Source organism: Blautia sp. MSK18_10, assembly GCF_020553185.1.
Lineage (GTDB): Bacteria > Bacillota > Clostridia > Lachnospirales > Lachnospiraceae > Blautia_A > Blautia_A wexlerae.
In genome coordinates, this window is record NZ_JAJCGT010000030.1 from 1 (window position 1) to 24,149 (window position 24,149).

Below are 24,149 nucleotides of genomic sequence, written 5' to 3' on the forward strand. Positions count from 1 at the left end.
AGAATTTTCGAGAATCGTATGTGTTTCACTGTTTAGTTATCAAGGTTGTCTGTCTTGCGACAGCTTGTTCATTTTATCATGTTGTTTTTGATTTGTCAAGAACTTTTTTAAGTTTTTTCAAATCTTTTTTTCAACCGATTTACTGTTTGTTGACAGCTTGTTTACTTTATCATAGTTTCAAGTGTTTGTCAACATCTTTTTTTATTTATTTTTTGTTTTCCAAAAAATAAAAACGGAGAAGGAGGGATTTGAACCCTCGCGCCGCGTTAGCGACCTATACCCTTAGCAGGGGCACCTCTTCGGCCTCTTGAGTACTTCTCCAGACTCCGAACTAATAGTTCAATATTAAATTCGAATGCACTTTGGAATCTCCCGAAGCGCATTTGTAATTATATGTAAAAAAACCTGTTTTGTCAACAGGTTTTTTTACTTTTTTTCATATTTTTTATTTTTACCCTAAAATCCGGTTTCAGGACTTGCAAATTTCATACTTCCATCAAGAAGTATACTGTGTTATTGTCGCTTCGATACGTTTTTTTACCTCTGCTGCAATCTCTGTTGTTTTCATATCTTTATACTCATCATAGTATATGGGTTCCAGAAAATGTACCTGCACTGTAAGTTTTTTGACAGATCCCGTATCAAACGCTTTATAAGAATCAATCAGTGCTACGGGTACGATCGGACATTTTGATTTCGTTGCAGCTTTAAAACTTCCACCTTTAAATTCCTGCGGATGATTGCCGTCTTTGCTTCTGGTTCCCTCGGCAAAAATCAGATAGTTTCTTCCTGCCTTTACTTCTTTGATAACATTAATGATTACCTGCATAGATTGTTTGACATCATCACGGTCAATCATAAACGCTTTCATGCATGCAAATACCTGCTTCAGAAATGGTACGTTTGTCAGCTCTTTTTTTGCCACTACCGAGAAAGGTACCGGACACACCTGTATGATTGCAAGTACATCAAATAATCCCTGATGATTGGGAAAGAAAATAAACCCATTTTCTTTTGGAATATTTTCCATACCATGACCGTCAATTACCAGATTACCGCCTTTCACTGCTCTGTTATCTACATATTTAAGAAGCTGATATCTCTGTTCTTCACTGTAACGTTCTGCATGCGATGCATACCAGCATAACTTAAACCATCCATATGGAACAAAAAAGAGATTTCTAAATACCATCAGTAATATTCTTTTCATTTTTTTGCCCTCGATATATTACACTCCTGCTTTTTCCGAAATTTTGTCTTCATATCCCGGATTTTTCTTGATAAATGTTTCATATGCTTTGGTATACGTCTTGTAAGCATCTGTCTTCATAAATTGGACATATGCTGTAGCCGCCTGAGTTTTCATATCATCTGTGATCTGTGATGGTGCCATGATATAATAAGTTTTATCCTGTTTACCAACCATATAAGTTTCAACACATGGATATTCCTGATCATCCTCCAGGATCAGATTGTAGGTTATGTATACATAACTGTACTTGTCATTTTCAGAAAGGATCTCACAATCCTGAACAGATACTTTCTTAGGATTATGTGCCGCAAAATATTTGAGTGTTGCTGTAATCTCTGTCTGAAGATCTGCTTCTGTATTATCTGCCTGGTTATAGCACTCCTTCACTTTCTTTTCTTTCCCGTCAGTATAGGACTGAATCAATTCCTCTGTTACTTTTTCCGGTGATTTATGACTCACTCCCCCGCATCCTGCCACACAGAGTGTCAGTAATACCAACACTCCGGCTGCAAGATATCTGTACCATTTCTTCATGGTTATTCCTCTTCCCCTCTGTTCTCATCCTGTGTCTCCTGATCTGTCGGCTGATCAGATTCTTCTGTTTCTGCACTGTCCGTAATTTCCACTGCTGCCTGCTGTGCATTTGTATCTTTTTCTTCTTTATCTCTCACTTTAGCTACACTGGCTACAGTGACACCCTCTGTAAGATTGATCAGTTTTACACCCGATGTAATTCTTCCAAGAATGGAAATATCAGCGCAGGCGATTCTGATGATAATACCTTCCGTAGTGATCAGCATTACTTCATTATCTTCATTTACAGCTCTTGCTCCGATTACATCACCGGTTTTCTCGGTAATCTTATAACATTTTACACCTTTACCGCCACGATTCTGACAGGTAAATTCGCCCATAGAAGTACGTTTACCCATACCATTTGCAGAAACTATCAGCAGACAATCTCCCTGAGAATTCAGCTGCATTGCTACCACTTCGTCTCCATCATCGATATTCATACCGCGTACGCCCATAGAAGTTCTGCCTGTACTTCTTACATCTGTTTCTTTAAAACGGATACACATACCATCTTTTGTAACAAGTATTATATCCTTCTTATCATCTGTAAGCTTAACCTCGATCAGTTCATCATCATCACGCAATGTGATAGCTGCCAGTCCGTTTTTACGCACATTCGCATATTCTTTAATCGGTGTTTTCTTTACCAGGCCATTCTTCGTAGCCATCATCAGATAATGACCATCTTCAAATTTGCGGAGCGGGATTACTGCAGTGATGCATTCCCCCGGCATAAGCTGTAACAGATTAATAATCGCAGTTCCTCTTGCAGTACGTCCTGCCTCCGGAATCTCATATGCCTTCAGACGATATACCCTTCCTGTATTTGTAAAGAACATCAGATAATGATGGGTAGTTGTCATCAGAAGTTCTTCAATGTAGTCATCCTCAAGAGTCTGCATTCCCTTGATTCCTCTTCCACCTCTGTTCTGGCTTCTGAAATTATCTACTGTCATTCTCTTAATATATCCAAGTTTGGTCATTGTGATCACTGTATTCTCTCTCGGAATCAGATCCTCTGTAGAAATATCGTATACATCATATCCGATAGAAGTCTTTCTGTCGTCTCCGTATTTCTCTGCAATTGCAAGAATTTCTTCCCGAATCACGCGAAGAAGAAGACTTCTGTCCGCAAGGATAGCCTCGTATTTACGGATTTTTTCCATTAAATCAGCATACTCTGCTTCCAGCTTCTCTCTTTCCAGACCTGTCAGAGCACGCAGACGCATATCTACGATTGCCTGTGCCTGAACATCTGTCAGTTCAAAGCGGTCCATTAACTCCTGTTTTGCGATCTGCACATTCTGCGAAGCTCTGATAATACGGATCACCTCATCAATATTGTCCAGTGCTTTCAGCAGACCTTCTAAAATGTGAGCTCGCTCTCTTGCTTTATTCAGGTCATATTTCGTTCTTCTGGTCACTACATCTTCCTGATGAGCCAGATAATATTCCAGCATCTGTTTCAGGTTTAATACCTTCGGTTCCAGACTTCCGTTATTCGGAATAAGTGAAAGCATATTTACGCCAAAAGTATCCTGTAACTGCGTATGCTTATACAGTAAATTCAAAACTACATTTGCATTTGCATCCTTGCGCAGATCAATACAGATTCTCATTCCCTCACGACTGGAATGGTCATTCAGGTCTGTGATTCCGTCAATCTTTTTATCTCTTACAAGTTCTGCAATCTTTGAGATCAGACGCGCTTTATTTACCAGATACGGAAGCTCTGTGACAATAATTCTGGACTTTCCGTTTGGAAGAGTCTCAATATTTGTCACTGCACGTACACGAATCTTACCGCGACCTGTTCTGTATGCTTCTTCAATCCCTCTTCTTCCAAGAATCGTCGCACCTGTAGGAAAATCAGGACCTTTTACAATATCCAGAATCTCTTCCATAGTCGTTTCGCGTTGTTCTTCAATGATATTGTCTATAATCTTGACAACAGCATCCACAACCTCTCTCAGATTATGAGGAGGGATATTGGTAGCCATACCTACTGCAATACCTGAAGTTCCGTTCACCAGAAGATTCGGATAACGGGACGGCAGTACAACCGGCTCTCTCTCTGTCTCATCAAAGTTTGGCTGGAAGTCAACAGTATCTTTGTTAATATCTGCCAGCATTTCCATGGAAATCTTACTCAGACGTGCCTCAGTGTATCGCATGGCCGCTGCCCCGTCACCATCTACGGAACCAAAGTTTCCATGTCCGTCTACCAGCGGATATCTGGTAGACCATTCCTGTGCCATATTTACAAGTGCTCCATAAATAGAACTGTCACCATGTGGATGATATTTACCCATTGTATCACCGACAATACGCGCACATTTACGATGCGGTTTGTCAGGACCATTATTCAGTTCTATCATGGAATACAATACACGTCGCTGAACCGGTTTCAGACCATCTCTTACATCAGGCAGCGCTCTGGAAGCGATAACGCTCATGGCATAGTCAATATAAGAGTCCTTCATGGTCTTTTCCAGATCCACCTCGTGGACTTTGTCAAAAATATTATCTTCCATTTATCTATTCTCCCTATTATCAGATATCCAGATTCTTTACAAATCTTGCATTCTCTTCAATAAATTCACGTCTCGGCTCTACCTTGTCACCCATCAGTGTAGTAAATGTAAGGTCAATCTCAGAAGTCGCAGCCTCATCCATGGTAACCTTAAGCAGGATTCGTTTCTCAGGATCCATTGTCGTCTCCCAAAGCTGGTCTGCATCCATCTCTCCAAGACCTTTATAACGCTGGATCTTGTTATTTCCGTCACGTCCGATTTCTGTCAGAATCTGATTCAGTTCATCATCGTCGTATGCATACCATACTTTCTTGTTCTTCTCCACCTTGTATAATGGCGGCTGTGCAAGATACACATATCCCTGTTTGATAAGCTCAGGCATAAAACGATACAGGAAAGTCAGCAGAAGGGTTGCGATGTGCGCACCATCGACATCGGCATCAGTCATAATAATAATCTTATGATAACGAAGTTTACTGATATCAAAATCTTCATGAATTCCTGTTCCGAAAGCTGTAATCATAGCTTTGATCTCTGCATTTGCATAAATCTTATCCAGACGTGCTTTCTCTACATTCAGGATCTTACCTCTCAGTGGAAGGATAGCCTGTGTTACACGATTTCTGGCTGTTTTTGCAGAGCCACCGGCGGAATCTCCCTCTACAATGTAGATTTCACAGTTCTCAGGATTCTTATCTGAACAGTCTGCAAGCTTTCCAGGAAGTGACATATTATCAAGTGCTGATTTTCTTCTGGTCAGATCACGAGCCTTACGTGCAGCCTCACGTGCTCTCTGTGCAAGAACTGATTTCTCTACTGTAGTTTTCGCTACTGTTGGATTCTGCTCAAGGAAAATCTCAAGCTGCTTGCTCACCACGCTGTCAACAGCCCCTCTTGCTTCACTGTTTCCAAGCTTCTGTTTTGTCTGACCTTCAAACTGGGGATTCTCAATCTTAACACTGACGATTGCAGTCAGACCTTCGCGGATATCATCGCCACTCAAATTGGGTTCACTGTCTTTAAGCAACTTGTTCTTTCTGGCATAATCATTGAACGTCTTTGTCAGGGCATTTCTGAAACCTACAATATGAGTACCACCCTCAGGTGTATTAATATTATTTACAAATCCATAGCAGTTCTCTGTATAAGAGTCATTGTGCTGCATGGCAACCTCTACAGACACACCGTTCTGCTGTCCTTCGCAGTAAATGATTTCCGGGTAAAGCGCTTCCTTGCTTCTGTTCAGATAGCTTACAAATTCACGGATACCACCTTCATAATGGAAAACTTTCTCTCTTTCCATTCCTTCTCTGGTATCTTTAAGAGAAATCTTCAATCCCTTTGTCAGGAATGCCATCTCTCTCAAACGCTGTTTCAGAATGTCATAATCATATACTGTTTCCTCAAATATTTCTTTATCCGGAAGGAAGACAACTGTTGTTCCGGTCTTATCCGGTTGGCAGTCTCCCACAACCTTCAGAGGATACATAGTTTTACCGCGTTCATATCTCTGCTGATAAATCTTACCTTCATGATAGATCCTTACTTCAAGCCATGTGGAAAGTGCATTTACTACAGACGCACCTACTCCGTGAAGACCACCGGATACCTTGTACCCTCCGCCTCCAAATTTACCGCCGGCATGAAGAATGGTAAATACTACTTCTACAGCAGGAATCCCTGCTTTATGATTGATTCCTACCGGAATACCACGTCCGTTATCTACAACTGTGATAGAGTTGTCCGGATTAATAACTACCTGAATCTCTGTACAAAATCCTGCCAGTGCTTCATCAACCGCGTTATCTACAATCTCATAAACCAGATGATGAAGACCTCTGCCGGATGTACTTCCGATATACATACCTGGTCTCTTTCGTACGGCTTCCAAACCTTCCAGAATCTGGATTTGATCCGCTCCGTATTCTGTATTTTCTCCGCCCATTTCTTTCCTCCTGTTATATATACTTATCACCAGAATATATCTGAAAACCCCTGCGTGAAAATTATAGACAGGTTTTCAAATATATTCTGGTATCTGGACATAATAATACAAATTTATTATAGCACAAAAGCCCGTTCCTTGCCACAGCCTGAATAAAAAAGAATCCCCGAAAACGGGAATTCTTCTGTATGTTAATCTTATTCTTCGGTTTTATTGATGAGGTACTGATAGACATCTCTCTTCGTCATTCCTCTGTCATTTGCTACCATTTTCATAGCTTCTTTTCTTGAATGTCCCTGATTTTCATAGATTTCCATGTGTTCTTCTATGGTAATTTTTTCCCAGGATGCCTTCTGTTCCTCTTCCATCTCCTGTCTGCTTCTGCCTTCGATCACAAGCACACACTCTCCAAGCGGCTTCTCTGTCTGATAATAGAGAATCAGCTCCTCGATAGTCGTATGGAATGCAGTCTCATGTCTTTTCGTCAGTTCCCTGCAAAGAGTCATTCTGCGATTTCCGAGAGTTTCCTTCAATTCCTCCAGAGTTCTTACCAGTCTGTGAGGAGCCTCATAGAGAATGATAGTTCTTGTTTCATTCTTCAGTTCTTCCAGAATCAGTTTTCTTTCTTTTTTATCTGCCGGAAGAAATGCTTCAAAAGCGAATCTTCTGGTTGGAAGTCCGGACAGAGTCAGGGCAGTGATACAGGCAGCAGGTCCCGGAAGAGAAGTTACTTCAATCCCCGCTTCATAACACATTGCCGCAAGCTCCTCTCCCGGATCTGAGATCCCCGGAGTTCCCGCATCTGTGATCAGTGCAATATTCTGCCCTTCCTGCATTTTACTGATCAGAACATATGCCTTATCAATTTTGTTGTACTCATGATAACTGGTCATAGGTGTTTTTATATCAAAATGGTTCAGCAGTTTAATACTGTTTCTGGTATCCTCTGCTGCAATAAGATCCACTTCTTTCAATGTTCGAAGTACCCGGAGTGTAATATCCTCCAGATTTCCTATGGGTGTTGCACACAAATACAATTTACCACTCATAATTTATTTCCTCTCATATTACTTTGCAAATAAAGTTCGGTTAAATCATATCATAAATCTTCAGTATATTTTCTGTATAGACTCCCGGCTCTTTATATACGATCAGAGGAGGTTCCACTGTAACTCTGGAATTTCCTCCCTTTAATGCCTCGATCAGAACCATGTTCGGTTCTCTGTCTATGTATGGATATACAAGCTGCATCCTTTTCGGTTCCAGACGATACTTTGTGAGAACATTCATAATCTCAGCCAGTCTGAACGGTCTGTGGACCATATAAAATCTTCCACGTTCTTTCAGAACCTTTGATGCCTGGCTCACCACATCCTCCAGATTACAGAGTACTTCATGTCTGGCAATTGCTTTTGGCATATCCGAATTGCGAAGTCCATGCTGTCCGATCATATAAGGCGGATTACTTGTCACTACATCAAAAGAAGCTGCCCCAAAAATATCAGCAGCCTCCTTAATATCACCCCGTACGATCTCAACATCGTCCTCCAGATGATTATATCTGACACTGCGTCCGGCCATATCTGCACACTCTTTCTGAATCTCAAGACCTGTAAAGTGTTTCCCATTTGTTTTGGTTTTAAGCAGGATCGGGATAATTCCCGTTCCTGTTCCCAGATCCAGAGCAGTCTCACCCTTTTTTACTTTTGCAAAGCCGGAAAGAAGAACTGCATCCATCCCAAAACAGAATTTATCCGGATCCTGTATCACATAATATCCGTTCTGAAGATCATCTATACGTTCATTATCTTTTACCAGCTGATCAGTCATTTAATTTGGAATCTCCTTTTTTATCTTCCAGATTTCCAAGTTCTTTTAATTCTTTTTCAGAGACTTTGACTTTCTTCTTTCTCGGTCTGAATTTCAGGTCATCTACCGGAAATTCCTGAATTTCTTTCTCGTCATTGATCTCTACAATTACCTTTACACGTTGACGAAGCACGTTTACACTGTGTACAGTTCCGGTAAGCCCATCCGGAGTTGTAACTGTATCTCCCAGTCCCGGAAGCTTTTTATTCAGCTCTTCATATGTTTCCTGCTCGTTCTTCAGGCAGCACATCAGTCTTCCGCACACACCGGAAATCTTTGTCTGGTTAAGGGACAGATTCTGCTCTTTTGCCATCTTTATGGATACAGGTGCAAACTCAGACAGATATGTGTGGCAGCACAGACATCTTCCGCAGATACCGATTCCTCCCAGAATCTTTGTCTCATCGCGAACACCAATCTGGCGAAGTTCGATACGCGTTTTAAAAATTGCTGCCAGATCTTTTACCAACTGGCGGAAATCAATTCTGCCGTCAGCAGTGAAATAAAACAGCACTTTATTATTATCAAATGTATACTCTGCATCTATCAGTTTCATTTCCAGACCATGTTCACGAATCTTCTTCTGACAGATTTTAAATGCCTCTCTCTCTCTGACTCTGTTCTGTGCCTCTCTCTCGTCGTCCTCCTTTGTTGCCACACGAAGAACTTCTTTGAGAGGGTGAACAACATCTTCCTCATCTACTTCTCTTGGTGCAAGTACGACTTTCCCGTATTCAATTCCCCGGGCTGTCTCCACGATCACGTGATCGCCTGTTTTAATTTCATAATCTTTAGGACTGAAATAATAAATCTTGCCTACATTACGAAATCTCACGCCTACTACTTTTGTCATTCTATTTCTCCCTGATCGTCAGGAACAGCAATTCAAATGCCAGATCAAAATTAACATTTGCTTTCAGACGTACCTTTGTCTTCTGAATAGAATCCAGAATGTTCTCCAGATTCTCGTAGGAACGCTGCTTTGCCTGTTCTCTGATAAAATTAATTTCCTGTTTAAATACCAGATTGTCAATCTCCTGTGTTGCCTTAAACATCAGGACATCTCTGAACCAGAACTGGAAAATATCCAGATAATCGTTGATATTCTGTTTGTCCTCAGAAAGACTCTTAATCGCATCTGACAGTTCATAAACTTCCATGGTGTTTGCATATTTAAGAATCCTCAGTGCATTCTGAGTCATCTCTGCAAACTCCTGAGAAGTAGCTGCTTCTTTTGCCCTTCCAATACTGCCCTGTGCAAAGGATGCGTCAATCTCCGCCTGGTAATCCGGAACATGAAGATGCTCCATCAGATATTTCTTTACAAGACCGTCATCCACTACCTTCAGATCAAGACGAACACATCTTGACTGAATAGTCGGCAGCAGTCCCCCGATATTATTAGTCAGCAAAAGAATCACTGCATATTCCGGCGGCTCTTCAATTGTTTTAAGAAGAGCATTCTGTGCCTGTGGTGTCATAAGATCTGCATCTGCAATAATATAAATCTTGTAAGGACTGTAATATGGTCTGATATCTATATCATTGATCACCTGATCTCTGATCTCGTCAATTGTGATCGTTCCAGGTTTCTCATGACTGACCATAATAATGTCCGGATGATTCTTACCCATCGCCTTTTTGCAGGAGTCGCATTTCTGGCAGGGTTCTGTACCTCCGGCCTCACACTGAAGTGTTGACGCAAAAGTCCCTGCGAGGAGCTTCTTACCAGAACCTGGTTCGCCGGTAAAAATATAAGAATGCGATATTTTTCCTGATTCTATTGCATTTTTTAAATGTCCGATAATCTCTTCGTGTCCGATAATATTGTTAAATCCCATCATAAGAATCACCTCACCAGTCCGTTTTGTAAGATATTATACCATAAAAGAAGAACTATTGCACAGACTTTATATAATTTGCGATTTCTTTCACACAGTCATCAAGATTTATATTCTGAAAACGTTTCTCTATCCCTGCGTTCAGAATATTTTCCTCTGAAAAATCCGACTGATCTGCAATAAATCTTCTGCACATTTCCTCATATCTTGGATTTTCCTGTTCTCTCTCTCTATTAAGAGCACGACTCAGTCTTTCTCCATCTTCTACCTGGACATAAACAGGACAGACTGCATCTTCCCCATAGTATTTACGCATCTTTTTAAATGACTCCAGAGTACCGATTCCCAGATAATCGGAATCTGCAAGGTTCACCTGACCATCATCTGCAGTGAAATAAGTCCATATCCCATAAACCGTATGATATGCTCTCTCCTCGATAAGATTTCCGTTTTTTCTGAATTCTTCCAGTTTTCCGTCATCTACAAAATAATAATTTTTTCCATCCTGCTCTCCTGCCCTGATCGGGCGGGTTGTATACAGAATAAGTGTTTTCAGATTCAATTCTTTATGTGCGGCCAGAAGTGAATAGATTCTGTCTTTTCCGGATGCACTCTTTCCCATGATGTAAAAAATCTTTCCCATATCTGTTATGTTATTCCTTTGCCGGACTGTATTCTTCCTGTCCAATTTCATTTCGGGCAGCTACGCAGATTGTTTCAGCAGATGTATCACTGAGTCCCTGTACTTCTAGCCCCTGTTCCATGTATCTTCTCACATTTCTTACAAATTGTCCAGTTATCTGCTCTCCCGGCACAATAATCGGAATTCCGGGCGGATACAGATAAGCAAACTCTGCACTGACTTTGCCAACACTTTCTTTCAGAGAATATCGCCTTTGCTGCGCATCCACTGCCTGAGAAATTGTCATAAGCTGTGTCATTCTCGCATGAGAAGTATGATACTGCGATTCCTCCGACTCATCTGTTTGCTGTATCTCTGCATCAATCTCTTCAATTGCAGTACACAGTCTCTCAAATCCCTCTTCTGTATCTCCCACTGCTGCAATTCCAAGAACATATTTCTCAGCCGCCATTTCCATTTCAATATGATATCTGTCACGAAGTATCTGATGGAGAAGGTGTCCGTTAACAGAAGTTCCGACTGTGGAGAACAACAGCTTGGATCTGTCAAAATCATAGATTCCACTGCCTTCGATCATAGAACCTTCGATCAGTTTTATTTTTTCACACTTTGAAAGGCGCTGTCTGGCCTTCTCCAGATTGAAGGTAAATTCACGAAACATTTGCTGCCCGTCTTTTCTCAGTTTATCCATACATGCATCCATACTCGCCATCAGAATATACGACGGACTGCTGGTCTGGTAAATCCCCATAAATCTCTTTATCTTTTCCACATCTGCCATATCACTGCATATATGAAGCACCGCCGTCTGAGTCATAGATGGCAGCGTTTTATGGAAACTCTGTATTACAATGTCAGCTCCCAGATCAGCAGCAGACACCGGAAAATATTTAGAATAATGAAGATGTGCACCATGTGCTTCATCCACAATAAGAGGAATCTTATGTCTGTGTACAACTTCTGCAATTGTCTTTATATCAGACACAACGCCGTCATATGTAGGCGAAGTAAGCAGAAAAGCCTGCACATCCGTATTTTCTTCCAGATATCTTTCCACACGTTCAGGGGAAATTCCTCCGTTTATCCCCAGTCTCTGATCTTCATGTGGATAAATATAGACCGGCTGAAGCTCACGTAAATACAATGCATGGTAAACAGCCTTGTGACAGTTTCTTGCGACAAGTATCTTCCCGCCTTTCTTTACACTTGCACTGACTGCTGCCAGAAGAGCCGCCGTACTTCCATTTACACTGAAGAAACATTTCTTTGTCCCATAAATCTGAGCTGCATATTCCTGTGCTTCTTTCAGAATCCCTTCCGCATGATGAAGATTGTCAAATCCTGAAATCTCTGTAATATCTCTCTCAAAAAGAAAATCATCTGCTGAAGATGCCCGGTTTCTCTTATGCCCCGGCATGTGAAACGGATAATAGTCAGACTGCCCATAGCTTTCTAATTTTTTATATAATCTTTCCATTTTTTTCCTTTTTATACTATTGTGCCAACAAGTTGATTTCTCGAACAATCTTGCGTTCCAAATTTCCCACTGATTATTGCCTTTTCGTGCCTGAAATATGGAACTTCCCTGATTCAGTTAAACTTTAAATCTGTATCCTACGCCCCAGATTGTTTCAATATACTGAGGTTTTGCAGTATTAAATTCAATTTTCTCCCGGATCTTCTTGATATGGACAGTGACTGTTGCAATATCTCCCACAGATTCCATATCCCAGATTTCCCGGAACAACTCTTCCTTGGTAAACACTCTGTTCGGATTCTCTGCAAGGAAGGTAAGCAGATCATATTCCTTGGAAGTAAATGTTTTCTCCTCTCCGTTTACCCATACGCGGCGTGCAGTCTTATCAATCTTGATCCCGCGGATCTCCACAATATCATTTTTGCGTACATTGGAACCGATCAGACGATTATATCTGTCCATATGTGCCTTGACTCTGGCTACCAGTTCACTTGGACTGAATGGTTTTGTCATGTAATCATCTGCCCCCAGTCCCAGACCTCTGATTTTATCTATGTCATCTTTCTTTGCAGATACCATGATGATAGGAGTATTTTTTTCCTGTCTTACCTGCCTGCAGATATCAAAGCCATCCACTTCCGGAAGCATCAGATCCAGAATAATCAGGTCAAACTCCTCATTCAGCGCACGCGTCAGTCCGGTGTCTCCTCTGTTGCAGATTTCAACTTCAAATCCGGAAAGCTCCAGATAATCCTTCTCCAGATCTGCAATTGCCTCTTCATCTTCTATAATTAAAATTCTGCTCATTTCATTGGTACCTCCTGATACTTTCTAAGTACAAAATACATGATTGTGCCGATTCCAAGCCTGCTGGTTGCCCAGACCTTTCCTCCATGATCCTCCAGGATCTTTTTCACAATGGAAAGACCGATTCCGCTTCCTCCCTTGGATGAATTTCTCGACACGTCTGTTCTGTAAAAACGATCAAAAATAGACGGCAGATCCTTTGCTGCAATTCCCTTTCCATTATCTTCAATTTCAACCTGAATAAAATCTCCCACATCCTTTATGCGAATCTGGATGATACCTTTGGGTTTATCCATATATTTGATAGCATTGCTGATAATGTTATGAATAACACGCCGAATCTGTTCTCCATCTGCGATCACCTGCACATTATCCTCAACATAATTGGCATATACCAGTTCAATTCCTCTCGTTTCCAGTTCCAGTCCTACTTCTTCTGCGCAATCACTGAAATAATCTTCTACATTCAGTTTACTGAAAGTATATGGAATTCTGTTGGTATCAATCTTTGAATAAAAAGTCAGCTCATTGATCAGATGATCCATCTCATTCGTCTTATTATAAATAGTCTTCACATAACGGTCTATTTTCTCCGGCGTATCCGCTACGCCGTCCATAATCCCCTCTACATATCCCTTTACCGCTGTGATCGGCGTCTTAAGATCATGAGAAATATTGCTGATAAGTTCTTTATTTTCTTTATCCATAAGAACTTTCTCTTCTGCTGATTCCTTCAGCCGCTTTCTCATCTCCTCAAAATCCCGGCAAAGTTCCGAAAACTCATCGTCACCATCTACTTCCAGAACAAAATCAAGATTTCCCTCTTTGATATTCTGAGTGGCTTTCTTTAATTTAACCAGCGGTGTGGCAATACTTCTGTAAATCCATAATCCAATAGATAAAGCTGTGAATACTAATATTACCGTCGCAGTAAACAGCAGATCTTTTGCAATAATCCTTACCTGTGTCTGGCTGTGGGTGGATTCCCCTACTGAAATATCATACACCACTTCCGAGGAATCCTTTGTCTGCTGTGCAAACTTTGTATGACCTAATCCGTACAAAGTTGCCGAAAATAAAAGCAGAGGAACCAGAATACTCATACCGAATCCAACTATAATCCTTGTTTTTAACTTCATCCCGATCATCCTTTATCTGTTGATTTATAAGGTTTCTATAATTTTGCCCTCTGCAAGCATTATATCATAAAGTCTGTTTTACATATCTAAATTTTCTATAAAAAGAACAGGAATCATCTGTCCTGTTCTTTCAGATAATTCCTGTTTTATCCCATTGCACTGCAATTTTTGTGATATTCTGTAATTATTCAGCATTCCACTGTCTGTGCAAGTACTGAACAGTTACGATTTTCTTATTTAAGCAAGGTATTTTTTAAGGTCATCAACTTTATCCAGATGCTCCCATGGAAGGTCTACATCCGTACGTCCGAAATGTCCATAAGCAGCTGTCTGTCTGTAAATCGGTCTTCTCAGATCAAGCATCTTGATAATTCCCGCCGGGCGAAGGTCAAAGTTCTCACGAATGATCTCAACCAGCTTTGTATCAGAAAGTTTACCGGTTCCGAATGTTTCTACGTGGATAGATGTCGGATGAGCAACACCGATCGCATAGGAAAGCTGAATCTCACATTTATCTGCAAGACCTGCTGCAACAATATTTTTTGCAACATAACGTGCAGCATACGCTGCGGAACGGTCTACCTTTGTACAGTCTTTACCGGAGAAAGCACCGCCGCCATGACGTCCGGTTCCACCGTAAGTATCAACGATGATCTTACGTCCGGTAAGTCCGCTGTCACCATGAGGTCCGCCGATCACGAAACGTCCTGTTGGGTTGATGAAATATTTTGTGTTCTCATCTACCATATCTGCCGGAATGATCTCATCGAAAACATATTTCTTAATGTCCTCATGGATCTGCTCCTGAGTTACATCCGGATCATGCTGTGTAGAGCATACTACTGCATCGATACGGCTTGGTTTTCCGGCTTCATCATATTCTACAGTAACCTGTGTTTTTCCATCCGGTCTTAAATATTTTAATGTACCGTCTTTACGGATCTTCGTTAACTGACGTGCAAGTTTGTGTGCCATGTTGATGGCATATGGCATATACTCTTCTGTCTCATTGGAAGCATAACCAAACTGGATACCCTGGTCACCTGCTCCGATGGCATCAATTTCATCTTCACCCATTTTTGCTTCAAGAGCTTTATCTACGCCAAGAGCGATATCAGCAGACTGTTCATCGATTGCTGTGATAACTGCACATGTATCAGCATCAAATCCATATTTTCCACGTGTATATCCGATTTCACGGATAGTATCTCTTACGATTTTCTGGATATCAACATATGCATTTGTTGTAATCTCACCCATAACAAGTACAAGACCTGTAGTTGTAGCAGTTTCACATGCAACACGACTCATAGGATCTTTTTCCATAAGAGCGTCAAGAATAGCATCGGAAATAGCATCACACATTTTATCCGGATGGCCTTCAGTTACAGATTCAGAAGTAAATAAAATTTTCTCCATTGTGTTCTCCTTTTTTTATTCATTTACAATTGTTTCCCGACCGCAGAATAACCCGCAGCCATTTATGTACTGTATCAACAGATTATTTCTCTCCGCTGATACTTTTCCGTTAACAAAAAGAAACAGCCCGAAGTAATCGGACTGTCTGATTATCTCAACAATCCTCTTATTGTTCGATCACTCGCTCAGGTTGGCACCTTCCTACACAAACAGGGGTTGCCGTGGCTTCGCAGATCCTTTGTATCTCCACCACTCTGAATAAAAGGCTATTACTAATTATTAACTTGCATTAATTAAGATTGCTGCATACCATACAATATACTTAACTCTTACAAATGTCAAGTAATTTTTTGGTATTTTTTATCATCCCACCCTGAGACGGAATTTCTGGATTTCTTTCTCATTGGATACTCTCTCAATCTCAGCACCGAGAGATCTCAGCTTATCTTCAAAATTCTCGTATCCTCTCTGGATATATACGATATCATCAACAACTGTGATTCCATCTGCTGCAAGACCTGCGATCACCAGGGCTGCACCTGCACGCAGATCCGGTGCACTTACTCTCGCACCTGTAAGCTTCTTCACACCATCAATAATTGCTGAATTTCCCTCAACTTTGATGTTTGCTCCCATACGTGAAAGTTCGTCCGCATACTTGAATCTGTTCTCAAAAATACTCTCTGTTACAATACTGGTTCCCTCTGCAAGTGCCAGAGTTACAGCAATCTGTGGCTGCATATCTGTAGGATATCCGGGATATGGAAGAGTCTTTACATGAGTACGGTGAAGTCTCTTTGGTGCACGTACACGAACTGCATCATCAAATTCCTCAACCTCACATCCAATTTCTTCAAGTTTAGCCGTAGTTGCTTCCAGATGCTTCGGAATTACATTCTTAACTGTTACATCTCCGCCTGTTGCTGCCGCAGCAAACATAAATGTACCTGCCTCGATCTGATCCGGAATAATAGAATACTCTGTACGGTGGAGCTTCTCCACACCTTTAATACGGATCACATCTGTACCTGCACCTTTAATATTTGCCCCCATACTGTTCAGGAAGTTGGCAACGTCAACTACATGCGGTTCTCTTGCGGCATTTTCCAAAATAGTACGTCCCGGAGCCAATGAGGCTGCCATCATAATATTGATCGTTGCACCTACAGAAACAACGTCAAGGAAAATATGGCTTCCATGAAGTTCATCTGCTTTCGCAACAATTGCTCCATGCATGATATCTACATCTGCACCAAGCGCTCTGAATCCCTTCAGATGCTGGTCGATCGGACGGCTTCCGATGTTGCATCCACCTGGAAGCGGTACCTCTGCATGTTTATACTTACCAAGAAGTGCTCCCAGCAGATAGTAGGAAGCTCTGATCTTCTTGATATATTCATAATCAACACTTACATCTCCAATTGTAGATCCGTTAATCTTCACAGTAGATTTATCAATACGGTCTACCTGTGCTCCAATACCAGCGATCGCTTCAAGCAATACATTGATATCCCTTACATCCGGCAAATTCTCTATCAGAATCGTCTCATCAGTCATTATGGCTGCTGCAAGAATAGCAAGTGCCGCATTCTTGGCACCGGCAATCTCAACTTCACCGACTAAAGGGTTGCCTCCTTTTATAACATACTGTTCCATATCACACCTCTTATTTATTTTCACTCCATGAGCAGAATTAATGGTCACTGTTCACTCTGTTTTTCGTTTTCTGCGAACATGTAACTTCTGTTTCAAATGCATATATGTTTATACTAAACGATCATCCTATTTTAAAGTCAGTTGTATATTATATCATATATTTATCATTTGTAAACAAAAATTATTTACCACTGTCCTTTTCCCGAGCTGTAATAATCACTTTCCCTGCTCTTTGATATGTATTATCTCCAGAATTGCCCGAAGACTTTCATCCAAATCTTTCCCCTCTTCATCAATGGTAATATCTGCATATTTCTCGTACAGAGGTACACGTTCCTCATACAGATCTTTCAGGCTCTGACCGTCCTTTAACAGAACTCCGCGGCCTTTCAGATTTCCCAGTCTTTTGGATAAAGATTCCAGTGATAATTTAAGATATATAACCTTACCTATGGACTTCAGATGTTCCATTGCCTCATCACAGTAAATAACACTTCCGCCGGGTGCAATGACCGTATCTGTCACATGAATGTCTGCATTAACCTGATTTTCAATTTCCTTAAATTTTTCCGGTCCGTCCTGCTCTATGATCTCTGAAAGCTTTCTTTTCTCCTGTTTCTGTATCAGAAGATCCGAATCCAGAAATTCATATCTCAATGCTTTTGCAAGAATAACTCCTATTGTACTTTTCCCTGAACCGGGCATTCCTATTAATGTCACATTATTCATGTTTATGTCCTTTCATTTTATCATACATTGTCTGCGTCTGCAAATTGCGGATTACTGTTTCTTTTTTCCGGATTTTTTCTTCTTTTTTTTAACGCTGTATCCAAATGTTCCCAGTTTTTTACCAATTCCCAGATATTCACCATGAGAATACACCAGAGGTTTCGCATCATTCAGATGAAATTTCTTCTTCTCGTCCATATACTGCGGATCAGCATGAACTGCAAGCACATCCGCCAGAAACATATGGTGGGAACCCAATTCCAGAACCTGCCTTACTTTGCATTCAATACTCACCGGAGATTCTGCGATCATGGGAACTTTCACAAAATCCGCCTTCTCTTTGGTAAGCTTCATTTCTTTAAATTTATCAACATCCCTGCCGGAACGGACTCCACAGTAATCCGTTGCATATGCCAGTTTCTCTGTTGTCAGATTTATTACAAATTCTCCCGTCTTTCTGAGCATATCATAGGAAAAACGGGATGGTCGCACAGAAATAGACACCATCGGCGGATTCGTGCAGACAGTTCCTGCCCATGCAACTGTAATAATATTGTCATTCCCCTCTCCGTCAGAAACACTTACCATAACTGCCGGAAGTGGATAAAGCATATTTCCTGCTTTCCAGGTTTCTTTTTCCATTTCTTATTATCCTCAGCTATTCTGTCTGCTGCCATCAGTTGTAATCGTTCTGTCCGGCCTGTGCAGCTTCCATAAGTGCCGGAATCAGCTGTTTCTTACGTGAAACAACGCCTTTCAGATCAAATACACCATCCTTTGGCTCCATATTGAAAGCAATACGTGCCATTTCCTCACTTCCCTCACCATAATAGAGAAGCTCTGTAGATTCCTCAATAATATTGGTAAGCATAAAGAATACGCGGGTAACACCATGACGGCCACACTCGCTGACCATAAACGGAACCAGACGCTCTTTGATTTCTGCCAGCTCATCGCTGTCCATGGAACTGATCTGTCCAACACCAAAGTTGATCTCATCCTCAGCAATAAATTTCTTATAATCCTGATAGAAAATTTCTTCCGGTGATTTGTCTTTCAGGTTACTTCCTGCTTTAAACATCTCTTTTGCAAACTGCTCAATATTGATTCCTGCAATAAGTGCCAGCGCACCTGCAGCCATCTTGTCAGATAATGTGCAGGTAGGTGAACGGAACATCAGTGTATCTGAAATAATCGCAGCACAGAGAAGCCCCGCAATACTCGGTGAAATCTCAAGTTTCTGCTCCCCATACATTTCATACAGAATCGTTGCTGTACATCCGACCGGCTGATTTCTGAAAGAAATCGGTACCATAGTTTCCAGAGAACCCAGTTTATGATGGTCAATAATCTCCACGATTTCAGCTTTATCGATATTGTCAACTGCCTGATCTTTCTCATTATGGTCCACAAGTGCTACTTTTTTCCTGTGCATATCCAGGAAATTTCTTCGGGAAATTGTTCCGATACATTTTCCCTTTTTGTTAATTACAGGGAACGCACGATGACGGTGTTTGATCATCTCATTCTGAATATCATCCGTAAAATCCTCTGTATTAAAAGTAACCAGATTATCTGTTTTCATAATATACCGTACAGGAATACTCTGGTTGATCAGTCTTGCGATCGTAAATGTATCATACGGAGACATAATAATTACAATTTCTCTCTCATGAGCAAGCTTTATCACCTTTTCGCTGACTTCAATTCCCATACCAACGATAATACAGCTAACATTCTGCGCAATCGCCTGAAGATGATCCTCTTCTCTGTCTCCCATGATTATCAGGTCATCCGGTTCAATATAGGCTTTGAGCATTTCCGGATTTGCAGTTCCCACCAGAACTTTTCCTTTTGTAAAATATCCATGCTCATTTCCCTCTACTACGGTACCTGCAATTGTCTCGGCAATTCTTCTGTACTGTGTCTTCGCTCTTGACAGCAGATAACTGTCCGTTGTATCCATATAAGTCTTAGCAATATCACCGATTGTGATCAGACCTTCCAGCTGTCCTTCTCTGTCTCTGATCGGAAGAGATACGATACTTTTCTCCATCATCAGATCCCATGCATTTTTCAGGGACATACTCTTATCAGCTTCCGGACTCATACGGATATCCATATCTTTTATCTGTGTTCCAATGTTAGACAGATATCCCGGCGGCTGCATGCCGAAACGATTTAACACATATTCTGTCTCTTCATTGATCTGTCCTGCACGCTTTGGAATGTATTTCACCTTCTGAGAAGTCCTGTTTTTGATGTCCGCATAGGCAATTGCTGAACAGATGGAATCCGTATCCGGATTCTTGTGACCTATTACAAATATTTTTTCCTGATTTCTCATACAGATTCTAACCTCAATTATCTAATTTAATGTTTGCAAAAAGTGCGCCAAGAGATGTGGAAGCCTCTTCCTTTGAATCTGGAAGCTCGATCACTTCCTCCTCAATTTCCTTAGCCATCATATCTGTTGCCTCTTTGATGCTCAGACTTAATTTTCCATCTTTGACAGCAGTTACTTTTACCTTTACTTTATCTCCAACTGTCAGAACTTCTGATGGTTTCTTAATTCTCTTCTCACAGATCTGTGAAATATGAACCAGACCTGACAGACCATTTCCCAGATCTACGAATGCACCATATGGCTGTAAGCTCTCAACAACACCTTCTGTTACAAGTCCGACCTGCACATTGGAGATTTTTGTTTTTCTCTCCTCTTCTGCTTTTTCTCTTAATATTTCCTTTGCAGAGAGAATTAATCTTCCTTTTTCTTTATCAATATCGAAAACCTGAACCTGGATTGGTTTGTTCAGATATTCGTTTGTATCCTCCACATAATTCAGGGCAAGCTTTGAGGCGGGAATAAATCCACGTACACCTTCTACATAGGCGATCACGCCGCCATTTACAATGCCTTTTACCACCACATCAATTACTTCTTTTGAATCCTTTAATTCTTTCAGCTTATCCCATGCAAGCACATCTGCTGCTTCTGTTCTGGACAACAGAATATTTCCATTTCCATCGTCTTTACTCACAACAGTCGCAGAAACTTCATCTCCCACATTCACCTGTTCCTTTAAAGAAAATCCCGGTTCTCTGCTGTAATCCTCTGCCGGAATAATGCCTTCCGCATAATACTTCAAATCTACCACAACTTCTTTTTCATCTACACTGATGACAGTTCCTGTAAGAATATCCCCTTCTTCAATTTTCTTAAAAGAGGCTTCCAGTTCTGTTTCGTAATCTTTCATTGATTCAGCCATTATCTGTTTTCTCCTTTACCTGGAATAAATGTAACTCTTCTCCATCTGTTACAGGATACTGAACAGTTACAAATAGAGTATATTATGTCAGCTATTTTCAAACATTATAACACAATCACTTTAATAATGGAAATCTGAATTTTCATACAGATAGTTCACACAAACGGATATTTATATGTTACAATAATATCATCAACCAACTATAGCAAATCTATAAACAAGTCCCCTGTGAGATTACAAAAATCAACGGGGAACTGCCTGTATCAGGAAAGGATATTATTATACATGAATTATGATTCTGTCCCCTTGAGGGATTTTAAAGAACTGAATGACTGGGAGACAGTTATTTTTGTCTATCAGTCTGCCCTTAAACAGGTAGAAACAAAGATTGATATTCTAAACGGTGAATTTCAGCACAGACATAAATACAATCCAATCGAACATGTAAAATCCAGAATCAAAACTCCGGAAAGCATTGTAAAAAAACTGAAACGACATGGATATGAATCCAGTATCGAGAACATGGTACGCTATGTAAATGACATCGCAGGAATCCGTATCAGCTGTTCCTTTACATCTGATATCTATCTGATCGCAGATATGATTTCCAAACAAAATGACCTGACGATCCTTGCAAGACGTGATTATATGAAAAATCCTAAAAAGAGCGGTTACCGCAGTTATCATATGCTGGTTACCACACCGGTCTTTCTCTCCGACAGTATCATTGATACCAAAGTAGAGATTCAGATCCGCACAGTTGCACAGGATTTCTGGGCGACTCTGGAGCATAAGATGCATTACAAATTTGAGGGAGACGGACCTGACTATATCACAAAAGAATTAAGAGAATGTGCGCGATATGTAGCAGAACTGGATACCCGCATGGAAGAACTCAATAATGAAATCCAGAAATATGGAAAATTATCAGATAAAAAATAAAAAATCCCCGTAAAACGAGGAGTGCCCCGGCAGTGGTTTACCGGGGCTATTATTATGAAAAAAATTTATGTGTAATGATAACACATTACAACGTCTTTCGTAGGTTCTTTCGAACTATCTATATAGTAGCAATCATTTATGAACAAATTATGAACTCGCAGTTAACTTTTCGTTTATTTGCACAATTATTTTATATTTTTTAATATTTTTTTATAGAATTACCACATATTTATAGTTCTTGTTTTATTTTATGCTTGTCTATCTTGTATATCTCCCATAATCTTCCATAACTATTTCGTCTTTTCACAGTTACGATTTGAGAATGAGCAGATTTTACTCAAAAAGACTCTTTGCAAAATCAGCCAGTTTATGCAGGATTCCTTTTACCTCTTCTTTACCAATCCCCATTTCTTCCAGTTTATCATATGCCTTCGTCACAGCACTCCTGAGCTGTTCCTCATCAATATCAGAATCCTTGATCTGTTTAACGATCTTTATGATTCTGTTCTCTTCTTCCTCCGAAAGGCTAACTCCTGCAGTACTCTCCGCAGTCTGGATCAGCGATCTGATCTGATCATCTGAAATATCCTGTTTTGCTGCCTCATTTTTCACATACATAATGATATCAACTACTTTGTCCGGATCTGATACAAGAGAATCAATCTCATTATCAGAAATAATCTCCTGTACAGATTCCGAAGTATCTGCTGCCATCACCGGTACTGCCGGTGTCGTACATGTAATTGCTGCCGCAATAATAAGTATTCCTGCTTTTTTTATTCTCATGATTTAATTACCTCCATACTTTTGCCAGTCAATAATAAGTCTCTGTCTTTTCACTGTCAGCAGATTACAGACAATGAACAGGCATTTTCATTTACCGGCTCATTATATCAGAAATCTTATGCCTTCTGTAAAATAAATATCCCAATTTCTGTCTTCATAATTCCTTCGACATTTGTTCAAATTTTTTTCACATCTTAAACACGATTTTCTCATAATTGCAGGATATACTAAAGCTATAAAAATAATAAAGCCAACGTTATTTTTATAAAATTTCTTTTTCATATGTTGATTGCCGGAAGAGGCAATTAACTCTCCTTCCTTTTAAAAAATAAATTTGAACGTAATATAAAAAGCATCCGCTTAGCCACCGGATGCTTTTTATATTTATCTTTTTATGAAATTTCTGTAAATGCATTTGCCAGCTGTGCAAACTGTGCCAGTGTCAGTGCTTCTCCTCTGACACTCAGGGAAAGTCCACACATCCCCAACGCCTGCTCAATCTGTTCTTTAGAAAATGGTATCTCCTGTGAATTCTTCAGACCATTCACCAGTGTCTTCCTTCTCTGGTTAAAAGATGCTCTGATAATACGAAACATCAGCTTCTCATTCTTTACCTCAACCGGCGGTTTTTCATATCGTTCCAGTCTGATCACCGCACTTCCCACTTTAGGTCTTGGCATAAAACAGTTGGGCGGTACATTTGCCACGATCTTTGGTTTCGCATAATATTGCACAGCCAGTGAAAGCGCCCCGTAATCTTTTGTTCCGGGTCCTACCTGCATTCTGTCCGCAACTTCTTTCTGTACCATAATAGTAATAGAATCAACAGGAACCTGATTCTCAAACAATCCCATGATGATCGGGGTAGTAATGTAATATGGCAGATTGGCAACAACCTTGATCGGACGCCCCTGATTTTTTTCCAGTGCAAGCTGGCGGATGTCTACTTTGAGGATGTCGTTGTTGATGACTGTCACATTATCCCAATCTTTCAGAGTGTCGTCCAGAATAGGAAGCAGTGTTTTATCAATCTCAACTGCTGCCACTTCCCTTGCTGCTTCAGCCAGATACTGTGTCATGGTTCCGATTCCCGGTCCAATCTCCAATACAAAATCATCCTTTGTGATCTGTGCAGAATCTATAATCTTATCCAGAACATGAGTATCGATCAGAAAGTTCTGACCAAACCTTTTCTGGAATGCAAAATTATACTTCTGAAGCACTTCTATGGTATACTTTGGATCTCCTAGATACGGTCTGGGCAT

Annotated in this window: 21 protein-coding genes, 1 tRNA gene and 1 riboswitch; of the genes, 1 reads left to right on the plus strand and 21 read right to left on the minus strand. The window is 40.5% G+C overall.

The window, feature by feature from the left end:
• Positions 1-233: 233 nt before the first annotated feature.
• The 19 genes from LI074_RS11970 to LI074_RS12060 all read right to left on the minus strand — a co-directional run bounded on the left by LI074_RS11970 (position 234) and on the right by LI074_RS12060 (position 21,156).
• Positions 234-321, minus strand: a tRNA-Ser gene (locus tag LI074_RS11970).
• 175 nt (positions 322-496) lie between these two features.
• Positions 497-1,210 (minus strand): lysophospholipid acyltransferase family protein, encoded by a 714-nt coding sequence (locus LI074_RS11975; RefSeq protein ID WP_008707970.1) that lies wholly within the window; start codon positions 1,208-1,210, stop codon positions 497-499.
• An 18-nt stretch (positions 1,211-1,228) separates the two neighbouring features.
• Entirely contained in the window at positions 1,229-1,786 is a 558-nt protein-coding gene (locus LI074_RS11980) for a hypothetical protein (RefSeq protein WP_025578488.1), read from the minus strand.
• Between the two features lie 2 nt (positions 1,787-1,788).
• Complete coding sequence (gyrA, locus tag LI074_RS11985) at positions 1,789-4,362, minus strand: DNA gyrase subunit A (RefSeq protein ID WP_022380443.1); 2,574 nt, start codon at positions 4,360-4,362, stop codon at positions 1,789-1,791.
• Positions 4,363-4,381: 19 nt separating this feature from the next.
• Positions 4,382-6,307 (minus strand): DNA topoisomerase (ATP-hydrolyzing) subunit B, encoded by a 1,926-nt coding sequence (gyrB, locus tag LI074_RS11990; RefSeq protein ID WP_008707973.1) that lies wholly within the window; start codon positions 6,305-6,307, stop codon positions 4,382-4,384.
• 197 nt (positions 6,308-6,504) lie between these two features.
• Complete coding sequence (gene rsmI / locus LI074_RS11995; RefSeq protein ID WP_008707974.1) at positions 6,505-7,356, minus strand: 16S rRNA (cytidine(1402)-2'-O)-methyltransferase; 852 nt, start codon at positions 7,354-7,356, stop codon at positions 6,505-6,507.
• A 40-nt stretch (positions 7,357-7,396) separates the two neighbouring features.
• The gene (locus tag LI074_RS12000; RefSeq protein ID WP_008707975.1) at positions 7,397-8,137 is read right to left on the minus strand and encodes a tRNA1(Val) (adenine(37)-N6)-methyltransferase; all 741 of its coding nucleotides are present in this window, start codon (positions 8,135-8,137) and stop codon (positions 7,397-7,399) included.
• Entirely contained in the window at positions 8,130-9,029 is a 900-nt protein-coding gene (locus LI074_RS12005; protein WP_008707977.1) for a PSP1 domain-containing protein, read from the minus strand. The genes LI074_RS12000 and LI074_RS12005 overlap by 8 nt, the downstream gene beginning before the upstream one ends.
• A 1-nt stretch (position 9,030) precedes the next feature.
• Positions 9,031-10,020, minus strand: coding sequence for a DNA polymerase III subunit delta' (gene holB / locus LI074_RS12010; protein ID WP_008707979.1), 990 nt, complete (start codon positions 10,018-10,020; stop codon positions 9,031-9,033).
• Between the two features lie 52 nt (positions 10,021-10,072).
• Positions 10,073-10,660, minus strand: coding sequence for a guanylate kinase (locus LI074_RS12015; protein ID WP_008707981.1), 588 nt, complete (start codon positions 10,658-10,660; stop codon positions 10,073-10,075).
• A gap of 10 nt (positions 10,661-10,670) precedes the next feature.
• Positions 10,671-12,137, minus strand: coding sequence for an aminotransferase class I/II-fold pyridoxal phosphate-dependent enzyme (locus LI074_RS12020; protein ID WP_173698232.1), 1,467 nt, complete (start codon positions 12,135-12,137; stop codon positions 10,671-10,673).
• 117 nt (positions 12,138-12,254) lie between these two features.
• Positions 12,255-12,944, minus strand: coding sequence for a response regulator transcription factor (locus LI074_RS12025; RefSeq protein ID WP_020993338.1), 690 nt, complete (start codon positions 12,942-12,944; stop codon positions 12,255-12,257).
• Positions 12,941-14,083, minus strand: a complete 1,143-nt coding sequence (locus tag LI074_RS12030) for a sensor histidine kinase (RefSeq protein WP_020993339.1) — start codon at positions 14,081-14,083, stop codon at positions 12,941-12,943. The genes LI074_RS12025 and LI074_RS12030 overlap by 4 nt, the downstream gene beginning before the upstream one ends.
• 237 nt (positions 14,084-14,320) lie before the next feature.
• Positions 14,321-15,502 carry a methionine adenosyltransferase gene (metK, locus tag LI074_RS12035; protein ID WP_008707987.1) on the minus strand — a complete coding sequence of 394 codons (1,182 nt, stop codon included), beginning with the start codon at positions 15,500-15,502 and terminating at the stop codon, positions 14,321-14,323.
• Positions 15,503-15,665: 163 nt separating this feature from the next.
• A riboswitch (SAM riboswitch) is annotated at positions 15,666-15,767 on the minus strand.
• A 98-nt stretch (positions 15,768-15,865) separates the two neighbouring features.
• Complete coding sequence (locus LI074_RS12040) at positions 15,866-17,158, minus strand: UDP-N-acetylglucosamine 1-carboxyvinyltransferase (RefSeq protein ID WP_008707990.1); 1,293 nt, start codon at positions 17,156-17,158, stop codon at positions 15,866-15,868.
• A gap of 216 nt (positions 17,159-17,374) precedes the next feature.
• Positions 17,375-17,887 carry a shikimate kinase gene (locus LI074_RS12045; RefSeq protein WP_022380404.1) on the minus strand — a complete coding sequence of 171 codons (513 nt, stop codon included), beginning with the start codon at positions 17,885-17,887 and terminating at the stop codon, positions 17,375-17,377.
• Positions 17,888-17,938: 51 nt separating this feature from the next.
• Positions 17,939-18,529, minus strand: a complete 591-nt coding sequence (locus LI074_RS12050; RefSeq protein ID WP_008707992.1) for a flavin reductase family protein — start codon at positions 18,527-18,529, stop codon at positions 17,939-17,941.
• Positions 18,530-18,563: 34 nt separating this feature from the next.
• Complete coding sequence (locus LI074_RS12055) at positions 18,564-20,234, minus strand: putative manganese-dependent inorganic diphosphatase (RefSeq protein ID WP_173698233.1); 1,671 nt, start codon at positions 20,232-20,234, stop codon at positions 18,564-18,566.
• A 13-nt stretch (positions 20,235-20,247) separates the two neighbouring features.
• Positions 20,248-21,156: a S1 RNA-binding domain-containing protein gene (locus LI074_RS12060; RefSeq protein ID WP_022380403.1), complete on the minus strand. Its 909-nt coding sequence runs from the start codon at positions 21,154-21,156 to the stop codon at positions 20,248-20,250.
• A gap of 285 nt (positions 21,157-21,441) precedes the next feature.
• Between LI074_RS12060 and LI074_RS12065 the strand changes: the two genes are divergently transcribed.
• Positions 21,442-22,098 (plus strand): GTP pyrophosphokinase, encoded by a 657-nt coding sequence (locus LI074_RS12065; protein WP_020993340.1) that lies wholly within the window; start codon positions 21,442-21,444, stop codon positions 22,096-22,098.
• 333 nt (positions 22,099-22,431) lie between these two features.
• On the opposite strand, the gene LI074_RS12070 is transcribed toward LI074_RS12065, so the two are convergent.
• Together LI074_RS12070 and rsmA are read right to left on the minus strand one after the other, a co-directional pair.
• Positions 22,432-22,884, minus strand: coding sequence for a DUF1002 domain-containing protein (locus LI074_RS12070; RefSeq protein ID WP_055053964.1), 453 nt, complete (start codon positions 22,882-22,884; stop codon positions 22,432-22,434).
• Between the two features lie 392 nt (positions 22,885-23,276).
• Positions 23,277-24,149, minus strand: coding sequence for a 16S rRNA (adenine(1518)-N(6)/adenine(1519)-N(6))-dimethyltransferase RsmA (gene rsmA / locus LI074_RS12075; RefSeq protein ID WP_008707998.1), 873 nt, complete (start codon positions 24,147-24,149; stop codon positions 23,277-23,279).